Source organism: Undibacterium sp. TJN25, assembly GCF_049339885.1.
In the GTDB taxonomy this organism is placed as follows: Bacteria; Pseudomonadota; Gammaproteobacteria; order Burkholderiales; family Burkholderiaceae_D; genus Undibacterium.
The window spans coordinates 41,884-47,883 of the sequence record NZ_JBMPPM010000021.1; the positions used below are offsets into that span (position 1 = coordinate 41,884).

Genomic DNA, 6,000 nt, shown 5'->3' on the forward strand with positions numbered 1-6,000 from the left:
TTTCCTTTTGGCAAATGTAACGTATTTTACGAAATGAAACAAAGTGGCGGGAAATTGCTCTAATGAACAATATTGGCACGTCGGCCAGCCACTTTTTTGAGCGGACGAGTAAGATGAAATGGTATTTGAACCGTTTCCTTTGGAAAAGGTATAAACGGGCATAACAGGGGAGAAGGAATGCAGCAAAGCTGGGATGCAGATGCCCGAATACCGGGAAGCCGTACTTCGGTAGCAGAGTCGAACGAGGTACAACTGATCGGTCTGATTGCCGGCGGGGATCGCCGCGCGCTCGAGGTATTGTATCGTAATTACTTTCCCAGACTGGTGAGGTTTCTCGACAGGATGACGCGCAATGCTGCGCTGATAGAAGAGATCGTCAACGACACCATGTTCACCGTCTGGCAGAAAGCCTCCAGCTTTAACCACAGCTGCAAAGTCTCCACCTGGATTTTTGCGATCGCATACAGGAAGGCGCTCAAGGGCATACGCTCGCTTGATGAGCCGCTTGAGTCGGATTTCGAGGAAGCCTGCCTGGATGATACGCAGAACGAACCCGAGCAGGATGTCATGTATAAACAATTACAAGCAAATGTGGAGCAGGCGCTTAGCGTCTTGCCGATGGAGCAGCGCGCAGTGGTCAACCTGACTTATTATCATGGAATGGCCTATGGGGAAATTGCCGAGATTATGGATTGTCCGGTCAATACAGTTAAAACACGCATGTTCCATGCGCGGCGCCGCTTGAAAATCTTGCTTTCTTATCAGGCGGAGGACGGAGAATGAGCGCCCGCATAATGACTTTGGATACGACCGTGCACAAGGCGGTGCAGGAGCTGCTTCCCTGGTTTGTGACCGAAACCCTGGAAGGCGAGCAACTGGCAATGGTACAGGAGCATGTGCGCACCTGCGCGCAGTGCCAGTCCGACATTGCGTGGCAGCGTAAATTTCAGACGGTGTATTTGCCGAGTAACGCCTTGCCCGATGTGGACAAAGCGTTTGCGCAGTTCAGCGCCAGACTGGATGCGCCTCAGGAAGCTCCTGTGCTGCGCAGCCTGCCTGCACAGTCGGCAGCATCGAAGCCGGATATATTTGCAAGGCTAAGGTCCTGGTTTGCAGGTGAAAATTCGCACTGGATGGGCTGGGCTTTGGCTGCGCAATGTGCTGTCATCGTCGGTCTTGGATTTCAGCTTGCTTCGCCCATGATGGCGCCTGCTGCTTACCATGTGCTGGGTTCGCCCAGGGATGTTACCGGTAACGTGGTCGTCATGTTCAAACCGGAAATGAAGGAAAAAGACCTGCGCCGTATTTTGCAGGCCAGCGATGCGAGAGTGGTGGATGGACCTACGGTGACAGATGCCTACCTGCTCAATGTGCCGGACGAGGGGCTTGCGCATTCCGTTGAAAAATTGCGGGCCGAACCCGGCGTGGCGCTGGTGGAGCCCTTGAATGCGGGAGGTGCGCATTGATCAGGATATTGATAAGCCTGGTGGTTCTGTGTGGATTGGCGTTTTCGGGGTTGCCTGCCTGTAGCGCCGCCGATGTCGAGCCTGCCGTACCCGCCGCGGTCGCATCTTCGGTAGATGCTGCAGATGCCGAGCAGGGGCCATCGCAGGTGCTGGTAATGCTGCATCTGCCGCCTCCGCATTTTCGCCCGGATGCCAATTACGGCGGACGTTACTCGGATGATAGCAGCCGCAGCGCCCGCCGCCGTATTGCGGAAGACCTGGCCCATCTGCACGGCCTGACCGTGCTGGATGCCTGGCCCATGGCGATCCTGGGCATAGACTGTTATGTGATGGAAGTGCCTGCCGGCGAAACTACTGCGCATGTCATCGAACAGCTCTCCAGGGATGCGCGGGTGGAATGGGTGCAGGCTATGGAGTCTTTTCATGTGCTGCAAGGCAGCGACCCGCTTTATCCGGTGCAGCCAGGCGGCAAGGAGTGGCATCTGGCCGAAGTACATCAGACGGTAACTGGAAAAAATATCAAGGTGGCTGTCATCGACAGCGGGGTTGAAGAAAACCACCCCGACCTGAAAGGACAGGTCCAGCTGAGAGAGAATTTTGTCGACGGCAATCCTTATGCGGCCGAGACGCATGGTACAGCAGTGGCCGGCATTATCGCCGCCCGCGCCGGCAACGGCATCGGCATTGCCGGTGTGGCGCCAGGTGCCAGGCTGATGGCACTGCGTGCTTGTTGGGAGGAAGGCGGTAAGGCCGACAAGGCCACCAGATGCAACAGTTTTACCCTGGGCAAGGCGATTAACTTTGCGATATTGCATGATGCGCAGGTAATCAATCTGAGCTTAAGCGGCCCGCCCGACCGCTTACTGCAACGCCTGCTGGATGCCGCGCTGAGCCGCGGCATTGCCATTGTCGGCGCCGTCGATCCGCACGTCGCGGGAGGGGGCTTTCCTGCATCCTATCCTGGCGTGGTGGCAGTCAGCGACGATACCGTGAAAGATGGGAAGAGCAAGGTGTTGCTTGCGCCCGGACGCGATATACCAACGACAGTGCCGGGCTCCAAGTGGCGCTTTGTTTCCGGTTCTTCTTATGCGGCTGCCCATGTATCGGGCATGCTGGCCTTGCTCCTGGAGTTGCGTCCGGTTAATATCGCGGGACACGGACAAAACGAGCTGCTTGTGAACGTGATCAGCACAAGTGGCGTTGCCGACGCCCGGACGGCGGGCGTCATCGATCTCTGCGCAACAATTACCCAAGCCTCAGGAAAATGCCTATGCTCATGTTCATCGACGCATGCATCGAAAGCGAATCATAGCCTTTGATTTGAAGAGCACCCGTTTTATGAGTCTGCTGCTTTCTGCGGCAGGTATGCTTGCGTCTGAATATGCCTGGTCACAGGTCAGTGGCAGTGTGTCGCTTGTCTCCGATTACCGGTTTCGCGGGGTGTCTTTAAGTGATGGGCAGCCCGAGCCGCAAGCGAGCCTGGGCTATGACAGCACAGCTGGGTGGTATGCCGGCGTGTTCGGCTCCGGTGTCAAATTGCGCGAAGGCAGGGACCAGCAGTTGATCGCTTATGCTGGATATTCCCAGCGGCAGGCGTCGGGCTTGACCTGGGAAGTGGGGGCAACCAATTCGTCGTTCATGCAGACTTCTGGCAGCAACTATGCCGAGGCTTTTGCCGGCCTGAGCTTTGATGAATATAGTGGCCGGCTATATATCTCACCCAATTATTTCGGGCAGTCCACGACGACCGCCTATCTTGAATTGAATGCTTCGCATCTGGTGGCTGAGCGGACCAGCCTGCTTGCGCATGTCGGCTATCTGCGCTGGTTCTCCGGATCCCAAAGTCCGGCATTTGTACCGGTGTCGCGCATGGATACGCTGATAGGCGTGAGCACAAGCTGGTCTGACTGGCGTGTGCAACTGGCATGGGTCGCCACGGCGAGGAACCGCGCGCGCTCCTCTATTTATGACCATAACGCCAATACGCTGATGCTAAGCGGCTCCTATTCTTTTTGAACTGATGCCTGATGTGTCATGCACAGGTTGCCGGTTGCCATTTAATCGCTTACAACCGGTAACAGTATTCTTTTATAAATCCTGAACCTTTTGCCAACGGCCATGGATACACGGAAGATCGTGTTCCATTTTTTCGTCGACGCAAAAGGAGATGTGATGAAAGCGCAAACTCATGGTATTAGCCGGCTGGCTGCAATTCTTGCGGCTCTTGGTCTTGCAGGCAGCCTGGCTGCTTGCGGTGGCAGCGATTATGGTGGATCAATGGCGGCGCCGGCAGCATCCCCTCCCGTAACTCCGGTCACCCCCCCATCTGCCGTTTCTGCATACGCTGTAAAAGATATCGTCGCGGATACGAGCGGGGTTGCCACCAATACCGATGCCAGGGTGAAGAATGCCTGGGGCATTGCATTTAATCCTACCGGCTTCGTGTGGGTTGCCAATAATGGAACATCGACCTCTACCTTATATGATGGAAACGGGCTACCGCAGTCGCTGGTGGTTGCTGTGCCCGGCAACCCGACCGGCATCGTTTTCAATTCCACGAAAGACTTCAAGGTGACACAGAACAGCGTGTCCGGGGCGGCTCCATTTATTTTTGTCGGAGAGTCCGGCACCGTGTCTGGCTGGTCGCCAGGGGTCAATATGACGAACGCCGTTGGGGTGGTGGACGCCGGCGCCGCCGGCAAGGTATATAAGGGGCTGGCAATCTCCGCTTATTTGGGTATCAACTATATCTACGCCACCGATTTCCATAACGGGACTATCGATGTTTATGACGGTACTTTTACCAAGGTGTCCTTGCCGGGCGGGTTCCGGGATGCGACTATTCCGCCCGGCTACGCGCCTTTCGGCATACAGGCCATTGCCTCCAACATTTATGTGACGTATGCCAGGCAGGATGCGCAGGCGCATGATGACGTGCCGGGTGCAGGCATCGGGATCGTGGATGTATTCGATGCCGGTGGCAATTTCATCAAGCAGTTAGTCAAGGGCGGCGCCCTGAATGCGCCTTGGGGGCTGGCGATGGCGCCAGCCGGTTTCGGCACGCTCAGCGGCAAACTGCTGGTGGCCAACTTTGGCGACGGCAAAATAAATGCGTATGATCCCGCCGACGGCAGTTTTGCAGGCGCATTGAGCAAGGCCGACGGCACGCCTGTTGTCATCGACGGTTTGTGGGGTATTGCATTCGGCAATGGCGTCAACAGCCAGCCCGTCAATACGCTGTTTTTCACTGCCGGGCCGGCGGATGAAGCACATGGCTTGTATGGCAGAGTAGATCTTCAGTAAGAGACGGCAGCCACTGGAGCAATGCCATTGCTATCCGGCCGCGCTGGTGGCCGCCGTCTTCTAGACCGAGATAAAGGTGAGGTCACAATCCTCGCAGCGGATGGAAAGCTGGGGTTTGCCCCAGACGTTCGTCTCGCAACCGGGGCAGTAGTACTTTGTCTTGGCGCGGACTTTTGTGTCGGCAGGCAGTATCAGCTGGTATGCCGCATCGGGTGCCAGCTGTGTCATGGGCAGGTCCAGTATGGCTTCCGCGGATGTGATCGCGAGCGAAGCGGTGGCGCTTGCCGGGGCTTCGGCCATCTGGCTTGCGGCCGGCGGGGCCTCATACCCGCCCTGGTGCCTGGCGATGCGCCTGTCTATCCAGTTAAACTGGTATCCGCTTGTCATCAACTGCACGCAGGCTTGCCGGAACCGGCCTCCTTCGATTGGGTAATCCGACATTTTTTGCCCGAGCTTGTCTCCACCGGGCGCGCCGGTGGCGCTGGGCATCAAGCCTATGGACTCCATTTTTTCAGACCATTCGCGGTTGTGATAACCGGTCCTGCTGGGATTGCCGAACTCATGCTGCCACACGTGGCATTGTTCATGCACCAGCGTCTGGAATACCTCGATGACCTTGCGGCGGGCAAAATAGGCGGGATTCAGTGCAATCTCATGGACATCTCTTTTGCCGTTATTACTCCAGCGCGCTGCAGAGAAAAAGCCCATCGTATTCTTTTCCCTTTGGACCGTGATCAGGCAGTGGGGAAGGGCATTGTCAAACAGTGCGAGATTGAAGTAGTCGTAGGCGGCTTGCAGGCGCCCATAAAACTCGTCGGTGGGCTTGGTGGCGCTATTGCTCATTCATGAAATGTATCGTACGAGACATTTAATGTCAAAACGCAGGCAAAAATACCTGCTCCTTGTGATGCCCGATATTGGTCGCTTGCATGCCCTGGATGGCGTCAGCTTAATCGTTTGAATTATTTTGAATGATTTTCAAAAAGCGCTTGCCAAGTTGAATGTGGTCTTGCTATAGTTCGGCTCCCGTCGAGGCAAGCAGCAAATAACGCGAAAGGGACAGCAAGAAGTCGGGCTGTTTTTGAGCGGGATGAGTGGGTAAGCGAAGACGGAAAAAGAAGTAAAAAGCGAGAGAAGCAAGGCAAGAAGTGCGGTAGTAAAAAAGAAAGCGCCGAGTTAAAAAGAAGTTGACGAAGCGAATTAAATACTACATAATCTCGTTTCTCTGCTG

7 protein-coding genes are annotated in these 6,000 nt (G+C 55.6%); 5 read left to right on the forward strand and 2 right to left on the reverse strand.

The features are described from left to right. The first annotated feature begins 177 nt into the window (after positions 1–177). The 5 genes from ACO0LO_RS28540 (at position 178) to ACO0LO_RS28560 (ending at position 4,769) form a co-directional block, all read left to right on the forward strand. A complete protein-coding gene (locus ACO0LO_RS28540; protein ID WP_422969860.1) occupies positions 178–783 on the forward strand; it encodes an RNA polymerase sigma factor in 606 nt (201 codons plus the stop codon). Next, positions 780–1,466: a zf-HC2 domain-containing protein gene (locus tag ACO0LO_RS28545; protein WP_422969862.1), complete on the forward strand. Its 687-nt coding sequence runs from the start codon at positions 780–782 to the stop codon at positions 1,464–1,466. Before ACO0LO_RS28540 ends, ACO0LO_RS28545 begins: the two co-directional genes overlap by 4 nt. Continuing rightward, positions 1,463–2,785, forward strand: a complete 1,323-nt coding sequence (locus tag ACO0LO_RS28550) for a S8 family peptidase (protein WP_422969864.1) — start codon at positions 1,463–1,465, stop codon at positions 2,783–2,785. Before ACO0LO_RS28545 ends, ACO0LO_RS28550 begins: the two co-directional genes overlap by 4 nt. A gap of 19 nt (positions 2,786–2,804) precedes the next feature. Then, on the forward strand, positions 2,805–3,482 hold the full coding sequence (locus ACO0LO_RS28555; protein ID WP_422969866.1) for a TorF family putative porin: 678 nt from the start codon (positions 2,805–2,807) through the stop codon (positions 3,480–3,482). Between the two features lie 156 nt (positions 3,483–3,638). Then, the gene (locus tag ACO0LO_RS28560; RefSeq protein WP_422969868.1) at positions 3,639–4,769 is read left to right on the forward strand and encodes a TIGR03118 family protein; all 1,131 of its coding nucleotides are present in this window, start codon (positions 3,639–3,641) and stop codon (positions 4,767–4,769) included. 60 nt (positions 4,770–4,829) lie between these two features. Here the strand turns inward: ACO0LO_RS28560 and ACO0LO_RS28565 are convergent, their stop codons facing one another. Both ACO0LO_RS28565 and ACO0LO_RS28570 read right to left on the reverse strand, forming a co-directional pair. Beyond that, positions 4,830–5,612, reverse strand: coding sequence for a SprT-like domain-containing protein (locus ACO0LO_RS28565; protein ID WP_422969870.1), 783 nt, complete (start codon positions 5,610–5,612; stop codon positions 4,830–4,832). 119 nt (positions 5,613–5,731) lie between these two features. Further along, positions 5,732–6,000: hypothetical protein (locus ACO0LO_RS28570; protein ID WP_422969872.1), on the reverse strand; the 269-nt coding region annotated here is incomplete at its 5' end.

Bases quoted from the DNA above. Each gene is read 5' to 3' on its own strand.
- ACO0LO_RS28540 (WP_422969860.1), top strand. From the start codon at position 178: ATGCAGCAAAGCTGGGATGCAGATGCCCGAATACCGGGAAGCCGTACT.
- ACO0LO_RS28545 (WP_422969862.1), top strand. From the start codon at position 780: ATGAGCGCCCGCATAATGACTTTGGATACGACCGTGCACAAGGCGGTG.
- ACO0LO_RS28555 (WP_422969866.1), top strand. From the start codon at position 2,805: ATGAGTCTGCTGCTTTCTGCGGCAGGTATGCTTGCGTCTGAATATGCC.
- ACO0LO_RS28560 (WP_422969868.1), top strand. From the start codon at position 3,639: ATGAAAGCGCAAACTCATGGTATTAGCCGGCTGGCTGCAATTCTTGCG.
- ACO0LO_RS28565 (WP_422969870.1), bottom strand. From the start codon at position 5,612: ATGAGCAATAGCGCCACCAAGCCCACCGACGAGTTTTATGGGCGCCTG.